Origin of the sequence: Streptococcus oralis subsp. dentisani (assembly GCF_002096335.1) — a bacterium.
GTDB classification, from domain to species: domain Bacteria; phylum Bacillota; class Bacilli; order Lactobacillales; family Streptococcaceae; genus Streptococcus; species Streptococcus oralis_Z.
The window spans coordinates 617,321-638,029 of sequence record NZ_NCUW01000030.1; the positions used below are offsets into that span (position 1 = coordinate 617,321).

The window sequence follows — 20,709 nt, forward strand, 5'->3', positions numbered from 1 at the left end:
TCCAAAGAGTCACACCACTTGAAATTAAAATGAACATAACTAATATCCACTCGATTGGCGACATTTAACTACCTCCTTTTCTAACACGGTTATTCCAAACAGAATACAAACCGTTAAACACAAATTCAGCAAGCACTTCCGCACGTCTAACAAAGCGAACATTATCTAGAGCATACTGATAGATTCTCTCAAAATCAGTCATAGCAATTTCACTGGCTGTTTCAGAAAAACCTTCTCGTCTAAATTGATCTTGTACCAATCCCCAAATATAATCTCGATCATATTTTGTGACCTTTTCTACTTTTCTTTTCAAGATAGGTTGAGTATTCCTATCCTCCTCATCCTCAATAAATAAAAAATCAGTCTCACTATATTTAGTCTCACTAACTTCAGTCTCACTAGGGGCTGAATATGAGACGGGGGTCGTTTCATTTTCAACCTGCCCTAGTCTTTTTTTAACACTAGGCCTGTTTGAATTACCTACTGGGGTAGAAGATAATTCCCCTAAATAAATCTTATTAGCTAGTCTTCCTTTCTCACTTGAAGATTGTTGAACTTCATCAATTAAATCATATTCTTTAAGAGTTCTTTTGATGGACAGTAATTTTGACTTCGAACAACCTAATAGCTTCATCAGTTTAGAATTAGAAAATACTAAATAAACCGCTCCTTCTTCATCTATCCAACCACGACTAAGAGATAATTCTAAACGATCTTTTAAAATAGAATAAGCCACCTTTACCTCTAGTTTCATATCCATATATTTCTCATCCTCAAAAAGAATTTTAGGTAATTTATAATACCGTTCTGAAGTTTGGTATTGATTTGCGGTAATTCGTTTCATAGCGCTCCTCCAAGTTCTTTGAGTATTAAATCTCCACTTGATTCCAATCGAACCAAGCCACTTTTTTCTAATTCAGCCATAAGAGAGATGGCTTCAACAATGTCAATTCCCATTTCACGTACTAAAAATGAAATGACAATATAGCGTGATGATTGTAATTCTTTTGTCATTTTTCCTCCTGAAAATAAAAAAGGAGAACAATATTCAACTGTTCTCCAAAATAATTTTATTAAAAAGAAAAACCCTGCCAAATTAATTTTTGGTAGGGTTTTTGGTAGGAAACTAAATTAATTTATCAGTTTCTAAAATGTGTTCACGATTCTAAAAGGCTGATACTATAGTATTCCGAATTCTAATTGGTATATGCCTCTTATTTAAGAGTAACTGAAGCTCCAGCTTCTTCCAATTTAGCTTTGATTTCTTCAGCTTCTGCTGCTGCAACGCCTTCTTTAACAAGAGCTGGTGCACCATCAACAAGTTCTTTAGCTTCTTTAAGACCAAGACCTGTGATTTCACGTACAACTTTGATAACGCCGACTTTCTTGTCGCCTGCAGCTGTCAATTCAACGTCGAATGAATCTTTAGCAGCTTCTTCAGCGCCACCAGCAGCAGCTACAGCTACAGGAGCAGCCGCAGTTACACCAAATTCTTCTTCGATAGCTTTTACAAGGTCGTTCAATTCAAGGATTGAAGCTTCTTTAATTTCAGCAATAATGTTTTCAATGTTCAATGCCATTGTTATTTCCTCCAAATAAGTTTTAAATTTTATAATAGTTTTTTTCGTAGCTAGGCTACGCTGCGTAGCTTAAGATTAAGCTGCGTCTTCTTTGTTGTCTGCAACCGCTTTGACTGCAAGAGCAACGTTGCGCACTGGCGCTTGAAGTACAGAAAGGAGCATAGAAAGAAGTCCTTCGCGGTTTGGAAGAGTTGCAAGAGCAACGATTTCTTCTTTAGATGCGACAGCGCCTTCGATTGCGCCACCTTTGATTTCAAGTGCTTCAGCGTTCTTAGCAAAATCGTTCAAGATTTTCGCTGGTGCGATAACATCTTCGTTAGAAAATGCTACTGCAGATGGTCCAACAAATACTGATGCAAGATCTTCAAGACCAGCTTTTTCAGCTGCACGACGCAAGATTGAGTTTTTAATGACTTTATACTCAACTTCGCTTCCACGAAGCTCACGACGAAGAACTGTATCTTGCTCAACTGTCAAACCACGAGCGTCTACCACGACGATAGATGCAGCAGCTTTCATTTTTTCAGCTACTACGTCAACTAGTTCCGCTTTTTTAGCAATAATTGCTTCACTCATTAGTGTGTTCACCTCCGTAATTATTTTGCTTGGGGAATTTTTCCAAAAGAAAAACGCGCCCAAACCTAGACACGAAAGTACAATACGCTTCTTTTTACATGATACGTTTTGTCCTCGGTAGGATACTTATGAGTCGAGCTCCCCTACTGTCTTAGGCAGTTTTTTCAAACCGTATATAAGTATAGCATAGACAAAAAGAGAATGCAAGATTTTTGCAAACTTTTTTGAAATTTTTTTAAATCTCTACTGTCAAAACTTGCCCTTGCTTGACAACCTGCTCTCCTGCAATGTAGACATCGTCAACATCACTGGATTTGACTGCATAGACTAGATGCGAGAGCATATTTTCCTGAGGTTGGAGATGGATTTTCCCTTGTGGTTGGATGACCAGAAAATCTGCTTGCTTGCCAACTTCCAGACTTCCTATCTGTTCTTCCATTCCAAGAACCTTGGCGCCTTCTATCGTCAGAGCTTTGAGGGCTGTTTCGATTGGAAACTGACTGGCATCTCCACTCTTCATTTTCTGTAGAAGAGCGGCGGTCCGTCCTTCCTCAAACATATCAAGATTGTTATTGGAAGCGACCGAGTCAGTCGCAATTCCGACTGCTACTCCTGCTTTTTGGAGTTGGATGATTGGAGCAATCCCTGAAGCTAGTTTGAGATTACTGATAGGATTGTGGGCGATAGCCACTTGAGAGGTTGATAAACGTTCAATTTCTCGCTCGTTTAATTCGACCCCGTGAGCAAAGACAGACGGATGCTCTAAGTAACCCAGTTCTTCTAGAAAGGCGAGAGGGCGTTTGCCGTATCGTTTCAGGATAATGCCTGACTCCTCCTTGGTCTCCGCCACATGGATATGGAGAGGAATATTTAGCTCTTTTGCCATTTCTAAGCTCGCTTCCAGCAAGTCTTGATTACAACTGTATGGAGAGTGAGGAGCTACCATAACCTTGAAATTTGGATTTTCATATTCTAAGATTTCCTCGATAATGGCACGTGTTTTACTCATAGTCTCAGAAGTCGTTTCTGCCTCTGAGGAAAAGAGGGTCGGTGAGAAATAACAACGCATCTTGGAAGCTTTCACTGCCTGATAAATTCGCTCCATATCCACACCATTGGGATTATACATATCGTTGAAGCTTGTTGTTCCTGACTGGAGCATCTCTGTCAGAGCCTGCTTGACCGCTTTTGTAGTCATGTCCGGCGTAAAACCTGCTTCTGCTGGCCAGATATAGTCATTAAGCCATTCATGGAGATTGCTATCATCTTGGATCCCTCTCAATCCTGTCATAGCAGAATGGGTATGGCAATTGACCAAACCAGGCATGATCCAAGCTCCTTGATAGTCTATAATCTGCTCAGCTTGATCTAAAATCTCTGGCTTCTCTTGACCGACATAGACGATTTGAGAATCCTTAACAGCCAAAAGGCCATCCAAATAAACATGGAAATCTTGGTCACAGGTCACGATATTTACATACTGATAGACTTTCATACTAGGCTCCTTTTCTAAAAGACAATTTATACTAAATTCAAACCACGTCAGCTTCTCCTTGCCGTACTCAAGTACAGCCTGTAGTTAGCTTCCTAGTTTGCTCTTTGATTTTCATTGAGTATTACAGTGAATAATTTTTCTAGCTATTGTAACAAAAAAGTCACCCGAAGGCAACTTTTAGTGTCATTAAGACTTTAAGATGGATAGGAATGGCTTATTCAGAGCTAAAAGCCGCAGCTTTTTGCATTTGGTAATACTTGCCCTTTCTGGCCATGAGATCCTGATGATTGCCATACTCCACGATGTCACCATCCACCAAGACTAGAATCAGATCCGCATCCTGAATGGTAGACAAGCGGTGGGCAATGATAAAGCTTGTTCGCCCCTTCATGAGTTTGGCAAAGGCGTCCTGGACCAGCACTTCTGTTCTCGTATCGATGGAAGAAGTCGCCTCGTCTAGGATGAGAATCTTGGGAATAGACAGAAAGACTCGGGCAATGGTTAAGAGCTGAGCCTGACCGACAGAGAGAGATTCACCTGCATTTTCCAGTTTGGTATCATAGCCTTGGGGTAACTGTTGGATGAAAAAGTCTGCATTGGCTACTTTTGCAGCAGTAATCACTTGCTCTCGACTGGCTTCAGGATTGCCAAAGGCAATATTATCATGAATGGTCCCTTGTTTGAGCCAGGTTTCCTGTAGCACCATGCCAAACTGCTGTCGCAGAGACGCACGAGTATAATCATAAATGGATCTTCCATCTAGCAAGATATCTCCCGAGTTAATGGGATAAAAACGCATGAGGAGATTGATGAGGGTTGATTTTCCAGCACCTGTCGGACCAACAATAGCCACCTTGCTACCAGCTGGAATTTCAATAGACAAGTCCTTAATCAAGATCCTTTCAGGATTGTATCCAAAAGAGACATGTTTAAAGGAAATAGCCCCCTTCACTTGGTCACTGGTCAAGACTTCCTTACCTGTTTCAGCCACCTCAGGACTTTCTAAGACAGCATAGACACGCTCTGCGCAAGCAAGAGCACTTTGCAATTCGGCTAAAACAGAAGAAATATCGTTAAAGGGCTTGGTGTACTGCTGGACATAGTTCAAAAAAGTCACTAAACGCCCGATGGTCAAGGTGGAACCCATCATGATACGATAAGCTCCTACCCCAGCTAGAAGGGCATAAATGAGCGCATTTACAAAGCGAGTCGAAGGATTGACAGTTGAAGAATAAAAGATGGCTGACTGAGAATAGCCTGAATAATTGTCATTAGCCTTACGCAGCCTTTGGATAAACTCTCCTTGAGCATTAAAAGACTGGATAATGGTCTGCTGGCTAAGTGATTCTTCAATCAACTGGGTCTGAATTCCCCTTGTCTCGGTTTGCTTTTGGAAGAGATAGTAGGATCTTTTGGCGATAAAGCGTGAAATTACCATAGACAGGGGCGTCAACAGCAAGACCAAGAAGGTCATGAGGAGGTGAATTTGGAGCATAGCTAGAATACTAACCAAAATCATCAAGACACCAATGAAAAATTGGTTAAAAATCATGGTCAAGCCAGCTGCCAACTGTTCTATGTCCGTGGTTACACGACTAACCATCTCCCCACTGCCTTGCCGGTCCACAAAAGCAATCGGTAAATGATGGAGCTTATGGATGATCCGCTCTCGCAAGTCTTTGGTGTAAGAGAAGATTAGACGATTATAGAGGAGAGGATTGGCCCATTGAACTAGGGTATTTCCTATGACCACCAATACCATCTGAATAAAGATCTGCCAAAAAACTGGTGAAGAACCAGCCACTAGGACTTGGTCAATAACCTGCCCAATCAAGATAGGTAGGTAAATAGATAAACCAACCTGAGCAATAGTTCCTAGAAAGGCTAGGAAAAGAAGGAAAGGATGGCTTGCAAGGTCTTTAGCCAAACGTTTGAGCGTCTGGTTAGCAGTTTGTCGTCTCATACTAGTCCTCCTTTCCATGTTGGGATACATTGATTTCACGATATACTTGACTAGTCTTCATCAAGTCCTCATGCTTGCCGACAGCTAGAAGCTCTCCTTTTTCCAAAAGGAGAATCTGGTCAGCCACCTGTAAAGTCGAGGTTCGTTGAGAAATCAAGATCAAGCTCGTGTTTGGTAAGTTCTCTCGGATAGCTTTCAAGAGCTTGGACTCGGTAATGGTGTCGAGGGCCGAGGTCGCATCATCTAGGATGAGAAATGGAGCTTGACGCAAGACTGCTCGGGCGATAGACAGCCTTTGTTTTTGTCCACCTGAGAAATTTCGCCCTCCTGCCTCAACTAGGGCATCCAAGAGTCCTTCCTTTTCACTGACAAAATCCTTTGCTTGCGCAATTTCCAAGGCCTGCCAGAGTTCTTGATCAGTTACTTCTTGATCTAAACCTAGAGTCAAGTTGGAACGAACGTTTCCCTTAAAGAGTTCGACTTTTTGGGGCACATAAGCAATCCAAGATCTCCACTCCTCTAAACTAAGAGGACTACGTCCATCTCGATAAAGGTCAATGCTTCCCTTATCTGCTGGATAAAGACCAAGTAAGACTTGCACTAAGCTTGATTTACCAGAACCTGTTCCCCCAATGATTCCAAGGATTTGCCCTTGCTTCATATCAAAGGAAATGTCTCTTAGAGAAGGCTGAGCCGCATCAGGATAGGTAAAGGTTAATTCTTGGACTTGTAAAACCTGATTACTGGCAACCCGCTTTTGTTCCAACTCTGAATGGATGTCTTCTGGATTTTCGGCAAAGACTTCCTCGATTCGCTTAGCTGAGATATAGGACTGGTTGAGGGAATTTATCAGCATGGCGAGCTTAACCAATTCCACCAAGATCTGCAAGAGATAGTTGATGAGGGCAATCAGGGCACCTTGACTGAATAAACCTCCTTGAATTGAAATATATCCCTGCCAGATGATGACGAGAAGAGTTCCATTAACAATCAGATAAGTCAGAGGGGTTAACAAACTAGACCAGAAACCCGTCTTTTCTTGTAAACTGGCATAGACTTGGTTAAGGGTTTGAAAAATCCGTAACTCTCGTTTTTCTTGCCCAAATGCACGAATGACCCGCATCCCTTGTAATTGCTGGCGCGTTTCCTGAACCAGTTGGTCCGTTTTCTTTATGAGACTGCTGTAGAGAGGATTGACCAGTCGAGAGAGCCCTACAATGACAATGGTCAAAATGACAACCATGACCAAAAACCAGAAAGTCAGCTCAGCTGAGATGCGATAGGCCATAAAAATGGCACCAAAAACGATAATAGGCGCTCGCAAAAAGAGACGCAGGAATTGATTGATACCAGTCTGAATCTGGTAGGTGTCCGAGGTCAAGCGGGTCACCAAGCTAGAAGTTGTCAAACGGTCTCTGCTTTCCTTTGGTAAAGAAAGAATATGACGATAGAGGTCGTCTGTCAGTTCTTTGGCAAAACCTACCGCTGCCTTGGCTGAATAAAATTGAGCTATCAAGGCTACGAAAACACCAATCACTGCAAAGATAAGGAGCAGGCCAATCTGCATCCAGAGGTGCCCTTGATCTCTCTGAGGCAAGGAGTGGTCAACAATTCCAGCAATCACCATGGGAACCAAAAGCTCAAACACAGCTTCGAGTAACTTGAATAAGGGGGCTAAAATGGATTCTTTGATATAGGGTCTGAAGTAAGATAATAAGTGTTTCATAAATCCCTTCTATTCTTATTCTGGAAATGAAGAAAGTGGAAATGCCCACCCTCTCTGTTTTATTTGTTTAAGTAAGGCAATAAATAGCCATATCCTGCTTCTTCTATATCATCCTTGGCTACAAAACGCAAGGATGCAGAATTGATACAGTAACGGAGACCACCTAACTCCTGCGGCCCATCTGTAAAAACATGACCCAAGTGAGCATTGCCTGACCGAGAACGAACCTCGATTCGCTCCATACCATGGCTCATATCCTTGTAATAATGAATCAATTCCTTAGAAATCGGACGGCTAAAACTTGGCCAACCACATCCTGAGGCAAACTTATCCTTGGCAAAAAAGAGTGGCTCACCAGTTGTAATGTCTACATAAATTCCTTCTTCAAAGGTTTGGTCATAGGCGTTGGTAAATGGAGCCTCTGTAGCAGCTTCTTGGGTAACACGATAGGACTCTTCTGACAAACTTTGCCTTAATACTTCTTGACTAGGTTTTTCATAGTTAGAGGCATCAATCAATGGCTTCTCAGCATCAGTCACATCGATATGACAGTAACCAGAAGGATTCTTCTTAAGATAGTCTTGGTGGTAATCTTCAGCCAGAATGTAGTGGCGTAGTTTCTCCACTTCTACTGCAATCTTTCGACCAAGCATGCGCTCCTGCTTCTGCACCACAGTGTAGATAGCAGGCAAGTCTGTTTCATCTTGGTAATATATCCCAGTTCGATATTGGCGACCGCGGTCATTCCCTTGCTGGTTGATAGACAAAGGATCGATGACTCGGAAATAATAGAGCAAAATCTCTCTGAGTGACACTGCCTTCTCATCGTAAATCACTTGAACCGTTTCTGCATGATCTGTTTCCTTGAGCAGCTGGTAATTAGTCGTTTCGACCTGCCCATTAGCGTAGCCGACACTGGTTGCCAGCACTCCAGAAATTCGGGAAAAATACTCCTCTAAGCCCCAAAAACAACCACCTGCTAGATAAATTTCTGCCATCTTCTTTCTCCTTTATCAAGTTTTTAACTAATACTCTTCGAAAATCTCTTCAAACCACGTCAGCGTCGCCTTACCGTACTCAAGTACAGCCTGCGGCTAGCCTCCTAGTTTGCTCTTTGATTTTCATTTAGTATAAACTTCTTTTCAAAAAAAGGATAGGAAGTCCTCTGGTCGAGAATTTCCCCATCCTATCTTCTATTCTTTATTTTTCTTCGACACGGACACCTTGGGTATCAACTTTCAAGTCATGAAGTTTTCCTTTGAAGGGTTGCTTTTCCAATTCAGCTTTAATCGTGGGCATCTTGTCATGAGAAGCCAAGACCATAACTGTCGGTCCAGCTCCAGAGAGATAGGTTGCATAGGCACCATTTTCTTTGGCTACTTGCTTAATCGTCGCAAATTCTCTCACCAAATCCTGACGATAGCGTTCGTGGAAGAGGTCTCCCTCAATCGCTTGGCCAGCAGTCACCATGTCTCCTGCCAACAAAGCTGCAACAGCAACGTTGGCAATCGAACTTGCCGCAACAGCTTCCTTGTAGGATAACTTTTTAGGCAAGACACCGCGGCTGTCTCGGGTACGCAATTCATAGTTTGGAATGTAGGCTAGGAAATCACACTCTGGGAAGTCTGCTACAATTGCTGAAACTTGCCCTTCAACAGAACTCGCAACAACGAGATTTCCATAGATAGCTGGTGCCACATTGTCAGGATGCCCTTCAATCTTGGTCGCCAGCTGCAATTTTTCATGGTCAGATAAGTTGAGCTTGCCCAGTTGATTAGCTAGTTCAATCCCAGCAACGATAACCGAGCTAGAAGAACCCAAGCCACGCGCCAAGGGAACATCACTGGTCATTTTCAAACGTCTTGGTTGCAAGTCAGGCGCAATTTGTAAAGCAATCTTGAGTAAAAGGTTGCGCTCATCGTGGGGAATCCATTTGCCAATCTGATGTTCAATCAACCACTCATCTCGTTCTTCACAGACTTCAATTTGAAGATACTTGGTAACAGCTACACCAACCGAGTCAAAACCTGGCCCGATATTGGCGCTGGTTGCAGGTACAATAATCTTCATCTTATTCTCCTAGCACCTTGAAGCTATTCAAGAGGTCAAATTCTGATACCTTGGTCAACTCAGCTGAAACCTTCTCAAGTTGCGCTTTATTGATCTTATGTGTAATGATGACCACACGCGCCTTGTCCCCCTCTTTTCCGTCTTGAAGGATTTGCTTGAAGGAAATATCTTGAGCATTGAAGATTTCAGCAAGTTTCAAGACCTGACCTTTTGAGTCAGGAGCCAAGATTGAGAAGTAGTAATTTGCTTTGACATCCTCAGGCTTGGCCAAGACCAAGTCACGGCTATATTCGTTGAAGTCTTTACCGATGGTACCATCATTCAAGCGACGAACGATACGGACAATATCCGCTACAACACTTGTTGCAGTTGGTTTTTGACCAGCACCTGGTCCGTAGTACATAGACTCGCCAATACCGATAGATTCTACAAAGACGGCGTTCATCACGCCATTCACGCTGGCAAGTGGGTGTGCTTTAGGCAGGAAGGTTGGAGTCACTTCTGCGGCAATACCTGAAGGAGTTTCTTCAATAGAACCAACCAATTTCACAACATAACCAAGGTCTTGGGCTACAGCCACATCTTCTGGTGTGATATTGCGGATCCCCTTGTGGGCTACATCGTCAAAAGCAACCTTCATCCCAAAGGCAAATTGGCTCAAAATGACCATCTTGTAGGCTGCATCAATCCCGTCTACGTCATTTGTCGGGTCGCTTTCTGCAAATCCTAGGCGTTGCGCTTCAGCCAGAGCATCATCGTAGGACCAGCCTTCTTCGACCATCTTGGTCATCATAAAGTTAGAAGTTCCGTTAACCACACCAAGGACACGAGTGATTTTGTCAGAAGCCAGCGAATTTGCCAACGTACGAAGAATTGGAATTCCACCAGCTACTGCTGCTTCGTAGTAGAGTGCTACCTTGTTAGCTTTAGCGATTTCTAACAATTCTGCACCATGGACAGCCAAAAGGTCCTTGTTAGCAGTAACAACGTGTTTTCCAGCTTTCAGGGCACGAGTGATAAAGGTCTTAGCAGGTTCGATACGCCCCATCAATTCCACTACAATCGTAATGTCCTGATCTGATAAAATATCATCTACATTGGTTACAAAGTTAAAGTCATTCCCTGCAGCAAGCAAGCGATTCTTTTCATCTTCATCCTTGATCAATACCTTGGCTACTTCAATCTCTGAATGAGCTGATTGGAAGATTTTTTCTCCATTTTCCTTTAGGAGGAATGGCACGCCACTTGCAACGGTACCAAATCCAAGTAAAGCAATTTTAACTGTCATGTTTGTCTCCTAGAAATTTTCTGATATAGCCATTATAACAGAATTTTGCGAAAATTCCTAATATAGTAAATCACTATTTCAGTCTGGTAAAGAAAAGACGAATCCCATGATTCGTCTTTCCTGATAAATGAAAATTGATTTCTAAAAACTATGAATGAATTTTTTGCAGACCGATAACTGCATCGTGGTTGATCAAGATTTGCCCATACTCTTGCAAGACTGAGCGACTGATGTCACTATCATCTGCAAATTCACGCATACGAGCCAAGAGCCAGGCTGGGTATGGACTAGGATGATTTTCAATATCGACTAAAATTGTCAAATAATAGTGTCCGTTCATCTTGTAGAGTTCAGATGTTTCCATCTGGTAGTTAACCGTCTTTGCAAAAGCAACTAGGTCAGAAAGGCTTGCAAAACGCAAGATATAGTAGATATAAGGTTCCTTCTTGCTCTCAGTCTCCTTGTTCGCTTGCTCCAGTTCCTCTTCCTTAGCCTCGACTTGCTCTAGGGATTGAATAGCCTCAATATCATCCTTGGTCTTTTCTGCGATACTCTTTTCCAAGGTTTTGAGAAATTCATCTGGTGACATTTGGGCTAATTCTTCCATGTCAGGTAGATCCGCCAAATCTTCAAAATCTAGGTTTTGGTCAATCTTGGACTTGGTTACAAAGACGTCCACCTTATCTGGTTTTGGCGTCACACGGAAACTCAGCATGCCACTATCCAAGAAATTGTCTGGCATCTCTAATTCATCTAAAATAGCATAGAAAAATTCTTCGGTTTTTTCCTGAGGAACGAGAAAATCTGCAATCTCCATTCCCCGATCCATCAAATCATCTAAAGTCATCGTGATTTTCAGTGTCGTATCACTAATTTGTTTCATCTTCATATCTAGTAACCTCATACTTTCAGTCTATCTATTATACTAGATTTTTACGATTTTATCAAAAGAATAAAGCTGGAATGTGATATAATACTAGAGATGATTTTAGATTTAAGAAAGAAAGTTCAATGAAAAATATAAAAGTTAATGCATTGGCCAGCTTGCTGGTCAATATTCTCAATATCGTTTTTCCCCTGATAACCAACCCTTATCTGACTAGAATTCTCAGCAAATCCAACTACGGTTATTTCAATACCGCCAATACCTGGGCTAGCTTTGTCGTTCCACTAGCAGCCTTTGGAATATACAACTACGGGATTCGTGCTATCAGTAAGGTTAAGGACGACAAGAATAAAATCAACTACGTCTTTTCTAAGTTGTTTTATATCTCGGTTTTCACCTCTCTCCTGACGACCGGTATCTACTTCCTCTTTATCTTCTTTGACACCAGCATTGAGAACCTGAAAGTCCTTTACTACATCCTGGGAGCTCAGGCACTCTTCCAATTCCTCAATATCGAATGGATGAATGAGGCTTATGAAAACTATGCCTTCATCCTTTACAAGACATTGATTATTCGGATTACCATGCTGGTCGCCATCTTTGCCTTTGTCAAAACTGCTGATGATATTGTTCCCTACGCTATCGTCATGACTGCGACAACTATCCTCAACTACCTCCTTAGTTTTCTTTGGATTAAGAGAGAAGTTTCTTTTGTTAAAATTGGTTTCATCGAGTTAGCTAAGGCTTCTAAACCACTCTTTACTATGCTTCTCTTGGCAAATGCCAATATGCTCTATACCTTGCTTGATAGAATGTTTATCACCAAGGGACCTGATGAAAACTATATTTCTTATTATACAATTGCCTATAGCATCGTCATGCTAATTGCTGGTGTCTTAAGTGGAGCTATCAGTGTCAGCATTCCACGTCTCGGCTACTACCTCGGGAAAAAGGATTATAATTCTTATAATTATCTTGTAAATCAAGCGGCATCATTATTCTATTTTCTCATGGTTCCAACTAGTTTTGGGATTATGATTTTGGGAAAGTACGCAACGGTTATCTATTCTTCTGAAAAGTATCTTGAGGCAGGTATCGTGACCAGTGTCTTCGCCTTTCGAACCATTATCTGGGCTATTGAATTGATTCTTGGTAAGCAAATTATCTTTATCAATGATCACGAGAACCGCTTGACCGCTTTCTACTTTGCTGGTGGTGGAGCAAATCTCCTATTAAATAGCATCTTGTATTTCAATAATATTTTTGCCCCTGAGTATTATATTGCTACTACCATTATTGCAGAAGCCATCGTTGTTCTCTTAGAAATTCATTTTATTAGGAAACACCAACTAATTAGTTTAAAAGAAATCTTTGTGACCTTAACACGTTATGGTCTCATATCCCTCGGATTTATCCCGATCTTCTATATTTTCAAGATGATTTTCCAAATCAGTTCCTATACGGTGAACCTCAATATGATTCTCATGGTTCTCTCTACCGTAGCTACTTGTGGAATCTACTATCTCTTAACACTCTTTCTCACTAAGGATAAAACACTTCACTATGCACTGAACCTAGTACTAGCTAAGATCAAAAGAAACTAAAAGAACACCCTACTGATAAACGAGCGTTTACTAGTAGGGTGTTTCTTTTATTCTTTTTCTTTCTTGTCAGAAGTATTGGCTTCTAGATTTGAATCTTGTTTAGGTTGTTCAGCAATAGAGGAATTAGCTTCTTGTTTCTTTTCTGACTGATCTGCTTCGCCATTGACAGCAGCAACAGCCTGTCTCCAAATGCCTTCCTCGTTTACCTTATAACCATCCGGTGTGGTGGCATTTTTCAACAAGGAACCATCTGTTTGGAAATAGTACCAATTGCCGTCAATTCGTTTCCAACCAGTCTGCATAGCTCCAGTTGAATCAAGATAATAATGGTCACCATTGATTTTGTGGAGACCGACTAGCATGATGCCATCTTCAGGATTGAGATAATACCAGATTCCTTGATCCTTTATCCAACCTGTCTTCATAGCTCCACTTGCTTCAAAGTAACGATAATGATTATCAAACCATTTCCAGCCTGTTTGCATAGCTCCTGATGCACTAAAGTAATACTGCTTACCATCTACTTGTTGGAAGCCGACCAACATGATACCTTCCTGATCTTCAAGATAATACCATGTTCCTTGATCCTTCAACCAACCAGTTTTCATAGCTCCTGAGTCAGCGTAGTAATGCCAGTGTTTATCAAGCCACTGCCAGCCTGTTTGCATGGCACCGCTGGTATTCAAATAGTAACGAGAACCATTGATTTCTTGTTTTCCGGTTTGCATAATACCATCTTGACTTAGGTAATACCATTTCTCATTATCCTTAATCCAGCCTGTTTTCATAGCGCCTGAGTTCGCATAGTAATACCAATTGTTCTCTAGCCATTTCCAGCCTGTTTGCATGGCACCACTAGCATTCAAATAGTAACGAACACCATTGATTTCTTGTTTTCCAGTGAGCATGATACCATCTTTGTCCAGATAATACCAAGTATCTTGATCCTTGATCCAGCCTGTTTGCATGGCGCCTGAGTTCGCAAAATAGTTCCAGTGACCATCAATAAAGGCCCAACCCGTTTGCATGACACCTTCTTGATTAAAGTAGTAAGTGGTTCCGTTGATATTCTTTTTCCCGACAGTCCGAAGACCATCTTCGTCATAGAAATACCAATCTGAGGAAATCTTTTGCCAAGTTGAAGGCTTACCTTCTGTTTGTAGTGCTCCACTGTCTGCAAAGAACATCTTCTTTCCATTAAAGACTTGATGTCCTGTTAGCATCTTACCATCTGCTGCAAAGAGATACTTTTTCCCTCCAATTTCAGAAAGCTCACTAAATCGTCTAGCACCATTTGATTGGATATAATACCAAGAGCCCTCCAGCTTGAACCAACCACCTGTTTGCATTTTACCATTTGAGTTGAGATAGTAATCATTTCCCTTAGCATTCTCTCCCCAATCATCATTAAGGTGAAGCCAGCGGCCTGCCTGCATTTGCCCTTTTCCATTAAAGAAGTAAGTGGCTCCGTCAATCTCTCTCCAACCGATAGCCATTTCCCCATCACGTAAACGATATTTCCAGTAACCACCTTCTTGATACCATTTTTCGTCAACTACGGGGATGTCTGGGAAGAGATTAGAAACATTAGCAAATCCTTTATCGCTAATATCAAAAACAGTTGCATCCTGAGTTTGACTAGAAGCTCTGAGAACTTGAATATTTTTCTTTTGGAGATATTCTCTGGTTGAAGCGACATTAATATCACCACCAGTTGTTTGAATGATCATCTTTGGAGATAGGTTTTCAAGAAAATTAATCGTATTTGAAATTGTTGCATCATAATGATGGTTCCATTTCATCATATCAACCTTGCCGATAACTGGACCTAACTTATCTTCTGCCCCTTCGGCATTATCCAAATCTCCGCCAAGATAGATTCTCTTTCCTGCCACAGTCACTACTGAAACGATTGAGTTTGAGTTATCATCTAGAACTTTTTTCAGGCTGCCATCAGCATCATATTCATTTTTATAATTATAGAGTTGGATATCCATATCACCTAATTTAAAGTGACTATCCTCATCTGTAATATTCTGAATCAGAGTAACTCCTCGTTTTTGAGCTGCTCTCAAAGCATTATCATAATTGAAAAGGTTATCCCATAGTCCCCAGTGTGAGGTAATCCGATCATCTGAATATTTTTTCAAATAAAACTTACTAACCTGATAACGATTGAGTATTTCATCCGCTCCACCAATATGGTCACTATGGACATGAGTTCCTATGATAAAATCTAATTTTTTAACACCTATTTGATCTAGATGGCGAATCAATCGATCCTCCAATACTTGATAATTTCTCATAGAAATTCCCCAGCGGCTTGGGTACCTTGGGTCACTCCCATCAGGGAAGTCATAGTCTTCCCCCATATCAATCAAGGCATAATGGCCATTACTCTCTAGCAGAATGGCATCACTTCCTGACTTGGCCTTAGTATTAATGAAATGGATACGATTACCCGAACCAGCAGTAATGGTGTCTGCATCAACTTGTTGTGATAAACCAATCAACACAAAAAGAAAAGCAAGTAAACTATAACTGACTGATTTAACTAATCCTTTATTCTTCATCTTGAACACTCCTTTCTCGATGAAAACAATCTCTTACTAATCAATCCAATAATTCTTATCAGTTCCTGGAACCTGTTGTTCAACAGGTGGTGGAGTCATATAATCTGCTCCAAATTCGTAGGCAAGAATTTCATGGTATTTTCTCGGAGCTTTCACTACGATGTTTTCGTATGGCATATCAATCAGATCATAGAGCCATTCTTTTTTGATTCCCTCTGGAAAGCTAGGATCAAATATCGTACAAGTGAGATCTGTAGCTTGATTTACACTATATTTTAAAGCAAGATTCTCTAATTTTTGATTCCAAGTTTGTGGAGAGCTAAGACGGAAAATAGCTGACCCAATATAGCGAGGCAGATTTTTTATCCCCCCATTTTCTGATTTAATTCCTTTGAAATTCAAAGAAGAAAGGCGGACAAAATGTTTATAGAGCTTCATTTTCTTACAATCACTTTCCTCCATCACGACACCATCGTATGGAAAAATGTCAACACAAGTTCCCAATACGACTGTCGGGTCCAGAAGATTGGCATCTCTACGTGTTCTAATATCATGAACACGCATATAACTGTAAGGATAGCCTTTTGTCTCCCTAAATGAAATCAATTTGTAGTAGGGATGATTCTCATTTTTTAAAACCTTATAAAGCTTTTCAAATTCATCTCGCGCCAAGGAAATATCCGTATCATCATCCCAAGGGATAAATCCTTTATGGCGGACAGCTCCTAGTAAGGTTCCAAAATCAATAAAATATTTAATCTGATGCTGTTCACATAGTTCATGTAGATACTTTAAAATATCCAACTCCACTTGTTTTATTTCTTCAAGACTTAAAACTCTCTCAGACATACGTTTTATTCTCCTAATTTCGACTAATTCTTTAAACGATTTTTAACTGCGATTTGCTTACTTAGAACTTTTAGTGATTTTCCACAGTTTAAAATCATGGTGAGATACTCTTTGTTCAAGAGGGGGCAATTGCATGTAATCTCCATAGTCCGAAGTCAAAATTTCATGGTAATGTTTTGGAATCATAAATTCCTTGCCTTCAAACGTTCCCACAATCACTTGTTCCAACCACTCTCGTTTCCAAACTGGTTTATTCATATCCTTATAAATCAAATAATCAACTTGCTCGTAGTCAGCAACTGCTCTAGATTTAGCAAGCTCATCAATTTGCTCAACATACTTATTCGTATTTGTAAAATAGAAAATGACAACAGAAACATAACGAATCAAAGAATTCAGTAGACTTTTCGTATTGGTGATGCCTTTAAATGTATAGCAACTCAATTGACGTTTCTTTATCAGTTTCGTCATCTTGTTCTTGAAATTTGCATCATTCTCGTAGCCATCCACAGGGAAAATGTCTACATAGATTCCCATATTTGAATCGATGCGAACATCTTCTTCTAGCAAGTAGGTATGGTTATCCTGCACTTTCATGAAGGGATAGACATAGTTGAGATTATTTTTATAAGACATAACCTCATAACGTTCATCAGGGTTAGCGATAAGGTAATCTTGTAGTTTCTCATAGTCTTCTCTTAGCATGCAGATGTCCATATCATCATCCCAAGGAATGAAACCTTTATGGCGAACCGCACCAATTAGACTTCCATAAGCTAGGAAATACTTAACACCAATTTTTTGACAAACTTCATGAATATACTCCATGATTCCAAGTTCCATCTGTTGAATTTCACTGACATCTGTTACTTCTTGATACCGAACTCCTTCATCCCGTTTGCAAACAACTAATCCATAACCGATTGCCAACCAAAAGATGATATTGATAAAGTTGGTAGAATACATGATCTGACTTTCAAACAACTGACCAAACAAGATACCGAAGAAGAGAATCATAATCAATTTATCAGTATTTCTCTTAGAAACAATCAAATAAGTTAAAAAGCGCTTGATTACATAACCCAATATAAGAAGGAAGGATACTAATCCTAGAACTCCCGAACTAACAAATATGGTCACAAAAATGTTATGGAAGTTCCCACCAATGAGGGAATTTTGAATCTCAAATTTACTGAAATATTCTGTGTAGTAATCTGGAACATTCCGTACACCATAACCAAAAATTGGTTTGGCACTTCCCATTTTAATAGCATTTTTCCAAATATAGGTCCTACCACTTGGTGTTGTTTCAATTAAATGGAGTTCACCAGTCTTCTTGGTAACAGACGAATCTGTCTCAGCATAGGATTGCCCTTTATTTAAGTCAAAAACAGTCGCAGTTTCAGATGAGATATAAATTGAAGTTGCATAACTTAATCCAATATTGGTAGCGGTAATCAGCAAACCAGTAACAATAAAAGTAAGGAATCGTTTAACGATACTTCCTCTAGTAACAAAGAAACTATAAAGTCCAATCATGAGAAGCAAGGACAATAAGGCTCCTCGACTTTGCATAGTAGCGAAGTAAACTAATTGAATCACATTGTTCAGTTTAAGATATACAGAATATTTACTTCCTTTATGGATCAAATACATAGCTAAAATAATGCTAATGTATGAAAAAATCGCACTAGCATTAGGATTGACAATTCCCCACAGACGTCCATTCATGACACCATAGTAATAAGATTGCTCTCCAATCTTAAATAGGATAAGGACTCTACTTACCAATAAACCAAATGCAAAGATTGCGGAAGAGAAAGAAATAATTTGAACTGTATAGGCAATCCAGTCAAATAATTTTTTGAGTTGACCTGATTGTAACATGGTAAATAATAAAACATAGGTTACCATAAAAAGTATTTCAATCACATTCCCAATCAAATGTCCGGAGCTATTGAATACTGCTGATAGCAGATGACTCCCAGATAACAAGCCAAATAAGGCCAAAAACTTTCGATCTACTGTAATCTGTTTCCACTTAAACAACAGTGTGTAGCAAATATAAAGTACAACAATCGCTGACAATCCCTTATAGATTGGATTTGCTACCTTATAAACTAGTGAACTCATACTTAAAATCGAAATGAAAACAAACAGATAGGCAATCCATAGTTTTGATTTTTCAAAGTATTCATCCATTTTTGAAAAATTCATTTTCAACTCCTTCTCATGATATTAGTTTTTTAATCCAACAATTTTCTTATATAGCCATGGAGAAATGACAAGTGATAGAACTGCTATCTTGCGAAAAGTAGTGAAATAAGCATCCTTCCAAATTTCGCGTCGATGCTGAACAATCCAAGTTCTCAGCTCAGCTTTCTCCTTTTGATACTCTTCAGATGAAGTAAAGATAATTTTATCGTAAACTGTGATATATGACCAACGTTCTCTATTTTTTAATTCAGGTTTTAAATCAGGAAAGACTTGTGATACTTTAGCGATTATGTGCTTATAAACTTCTATCGTGTCAAATACATGCTGATTAACAGATGTTGTCGCACTTCCCTCACGATGATCATAATAATAAATTGGTTTGTCAATAAATACGCTACTGCATCTTGTCTTTAGTAGCAATTCAGTTAAGAACAAGGCATCTTCAGCTAGGTGATAATCTGTATTAAACCTTTCATCCGCTATCAAATCTCTCTTAAACAGTTTTGCGACAGGAAAAAATGACGTCCTAGTGGTCATCAGTAATTCCTTCATGGTTTCTTCTGTTAACCAGATTTCTTTTCTTCCAGAATGAGGAGGTAAATCTGTCACAATTCCATTTTTAATATGGTGCAGAGGAGCGATTGTAAATCCTACGGACTCCTCATCATCAACTGCACCAATCAAGATTTCTAGATAATCTTTAGTAACGAAATCATCGCTATCAATAAAGGTGATCCAAGCACCAGTCGCCAGCTTGATTCCCTTATTTCTCGCATTTGAGACTCCAGCATTTTCAAGATGATAGACCTTGACATTCTCATGCTGAGAGGCTAAGTGATCACAGATCTGTCCACTGGAATCGGTAGAGCCATCATTGATCAGAATTAGTTCAAAATTGGTATAAGTTTGATGAAGAATTGACTCCACACATCGCTCCAGATAGGCTTCTACATTATAGACTGGAACAATGACGCTAATTTTTTCTCCCATCATGCTCCGTATTCTCCCTTGTACTCTGTGTAACTCTTGTCCATGTCTGCTATGATGGCATCATGATGCGGTACTTGCTTATCCGCTGGTGGTGGCGTCATATAATCCCCAAAAGCAGTGCTGAGATAGGCATCATAGCCGACTGGGATGGGCATCTCAGTATCTTCAAATGGCAAGAAGAGATTGTCTTCAAAGGAAGCGATTGGGTACTTGTTTCTCATGTAGCCAGGACCTGAGCATAATTCCGTAATGCCATCGCTCTCAGCTAGACTGTACTTGGTCATTTCTTTCTCAGCTTTTTTCCAAATGCGATAACGTAGACCTTTGGGAGTCAAACCGAGTAAAATGCGACTCCCCCATTTCATGATAGCACCATGCTTTTCTGGAATAGTTTGTGCGCAAAAGAGTGAATAAATCAAGGCCCAGCGAACTTGTTTCTTACGTTCAGCTGGATTTTTAGGATAATAATCTAAAGGTAAAACATCCAAGGCCAAACCGTGTGGTAAATCCAAATCCTGCTGATAAGGCTTGATACAAGTTGTTTCCTTATCACGAATGGTAATAAAAAGGTTACGGTCTACAAAATCCTTGTGACTCTTTGACAAGAAATAACGTTCATCTGCATAACGAGGCCATAGTTCTGCTAATTTTTCATAGTCCTTGCGAGGCATGAAAAAGTCTAAATCATCATCCCAAGGAATGAAACCCTTGTTACGGAGAGCACCAATAGCTCCTCCACCACAGAGATAGCACAACAAACCATGTTCTTTACAAAATGCGACGAAATATTCAGCAATTTCCAGACTACGAGCCTGAATCGCTTTCAAATCACTCATGTCTCTCCCCTTCTGTCCAATAACGAGTTATATCGTTTTATTATACCATAAAAAAG

At 40.2% G+C, this 20,709-nt stretch carries 17 protein-coding genes and 1 other annotated feature; of the genes, 1 reads left to right on the forward strand and 16 read right to left on the reverse strand.

What is annotated here, in order from left to right; all coding sequences use genetic code 11:
• Positions 1-64: 64 nt before the first annotated feature.
• From B7709_RS09525 to mecA, 11 genes are all read right to left on the reverse strand, one after another.
• On the reverse strand, positions 65-844 hold the full coding sequence (locus B7709_RS09525) for a replication initiator protein A (RefSeq protein WP_048791742.1): 780 nt from the start codon (positions 842-844) through the stop codon (positions 65-67).
• Positions 841-1,014: a hypothetical protein gene (locus tag B7709_RS10145; protein ID WP_000159607.1), complete on the reverse strand. Its 174-nt coding sequence runs from the start codon at positions 1,012-1,014 to the stop codon at positions 841-843. The genes B7709_RS09525 and B7709_RS10145 overlap by 4 nt, the downstream gene beginning before the upstream one ends.
• 200 nt (positions 1,015-1,214) lie before the next feature.
• The gene (gene rplL / locus B7709_RS09535; protein ID WP_001196967.1) at positions 1,215-1,580 is read right to left on the reverse strand and encodes a 50S ribosomal protein L7/L12; all 366 of its coding nucleotides are present in this window, start codon (positions 1,578-1,580) and stop codon (positions 1,215-1,217) included.
• A gap of 75 nt (positions 1,581-1,655) precedes the next feature.
• Complete coding sequence (gene rplJ / locus B7709_RS09540; RefSeq protein ID WP_001287274.1) at positions 1,656-2,156, reverse strand: 50S ribosomal protein L10; 501 nt, start codon at positions 2,154-2,156, stop codon at positions 1,656-1,658.
• Between the two features lie 38 nt (positions 2,157-2,194).
• Positions 2,195-2,330 (reverse strand) — a sequence feature (ribosomal protein L10 leader region).
• 61 nt (positions 2,331-2,391) lie between these two features.
• Positions 2,392-3,651, reverse strand: coding sequence for a TRZ/ATZ family protein (locus B7709_RS09550; RefSeq protein WP_084972566.1), 1,260 nt, complete (start codon positions 3,649-3,651; stop codon positions 2,392-2,394).
• 214 nt (positions 3,652-3,865) lie between these two features.
• A complete protein-coding gene (locus B7709_RS09555) occupies positions 3,866-5,614 on the reverse strand; it encodes an ABC transporter ATP-binding protein (protein WP_084972567.1) in 1,749 nt (582 codons plus the stop codon).
• Between the two features lies 1 nt (position 5,615).
• Positions 5,616-7,340, reverse strand: coding sequence for an ABC transporter ATP-binding protein (locus B7709_RS09560; RefSeq protein WP_084972568.1), 1,725 nt, complete (start codon positions 7,338-7,340; stop codon positions 5,616-5,618).
• A gap of 59 nt (positions 7,341-7,399) precedes the next feature.
• The gene (gene msrB, locus B7709_RS09565) at positions 7,400-8,338 is read right to left on the reverse strand and encodes a peptide-methionine (R)-S-oxide reductase MsrB (RefSeq protein WP_084972569.1); all 939 of its coding nucleotides are present in this window, start codon (positions 8,336-8,338) and stop codon (positions 7,400-7,402) included.
• A 202-nt stretch (positions 8,339-8,540) separates the two neighbouring features.
• Complete coding sequence (thrB, locus tag B7709_RS09575) at positions 8,541-9,410, reverse strand: homoserine kinase (protein WP_084972570.1); 870 nt, start codon at positions 9,408-9,410, stop codon at positions 8,541-8,543.
• A 1-nt stretch (position 9,411) separates the two neighbouring features.
• Complete coding sequence (locus tag B7709_RS09580; protein WP_084972571.1) at positions 9,412-10,698, reverse strand: homoserine dehydrogenase; 1,287 nt, start codon at positions 10,696-10,698, stop codon at positions 9,412-9,414.
• A 148-nt stretch (positions 10,699-10,846) separates the two neighbouring features.
• Positions 10,847-11,587 carry an adaptor protein MecA gene (gene mecA, locus B7709_RS09585; RefSeq protein WP_084972572.1) on the reverse strand — a complete coding sequence of 247 codons (741 nt, stop codon included), beginning with the start codon at positions 11,585-11,587 and terminating at the stop codon, positions 10,847-10,849.
• Between the two features lie 122 nt (positions 11,588-11,709).
• On the opposite strand from mecA, the gene B7709_RS09590 reads away from it, so the two are divergent.
• Positions 11,710-13,188, forward strand: a complete 1,479-nt coding sequence (locus B7709_RS09590; protein ID WP_084972573.1) for an oligosaccharide flippase family protein — start codon at positions 11,710-11,712, stop codon at positions 13,186-13,188.
• Positions 13,189-13,235: 47 nt separating this feature from the next.
• On the opposite strand, the gene B7709_RS09595 is transcribed toward B7709_RS09590, so the two are convergent.
• From B7709_RS09595 to B7709_RS09615, 5 genes are read right to left on the reverse strand one after another with little or no spacing between them, the layout of a single operon-like run.
• On the reverse strand, positions 13,236-15,761 hold the full coding sequence (locus B7709_RS09595) for an MBL fold metallo-hydrolase (protein ID WP_084972574.1): 2,526 nt from the start codon (positions 15,759-15,761) through the stop codon (positions 13,236-13,238).
• 36 nt (positions 15,762-15,797) lie between these two features.
• Positions 15,798-16,610, reverse strand: coding sequence for a LicD family protein (locus tag B7709_RS09600; RefSeq protein WP_084972575.1), 813 nt, complete (start codon positions 16,608-16,610; stop codon positions 15,798-15,800).
• A gap of 57 nt (positions 16,611-16,667) precedes the next feature.
• Positions 16,668-18,827, reverse strand: a complete 2,160-nt coding sequence (locus tag B7709_RS09605) for a LicD family protein (protein WP_084972576.1) — start codon at positions 18,825-18,827, stop codon at positions 16,668-16,670.
• A 21-nt stretch (positions 18,828-18,848) separates the two neighbouring features.
• Positions 18,849-19,820: a glycosyltransferase family 2 protein gene (locus B7709_RS09610; RefSeq protein ID WP_084972577.1), complete on the reverse strand. Its 972-nt coding sequence runs from the start codon at positions 19,818-19,820 to the stop codon at positions 18,849-18,851.
• Positions 19,817-20,653 (reverse strand): LicD family protein, encoded by an 837-nt coding sequence (locus B7709_RS09615; RefSeq protein ID WP_084972578.1) that lies wholly within the window; start codon positions 20,651-20,653, stop codon positions 19,817-19,819. The genes B7709_RS09610 and B7709_RS09615 overlap by 4 nt, the downstream gene beginning before the upstream one ends.
• Positions 20,654-20,709 lie beyond the last annotated feature (56 nt).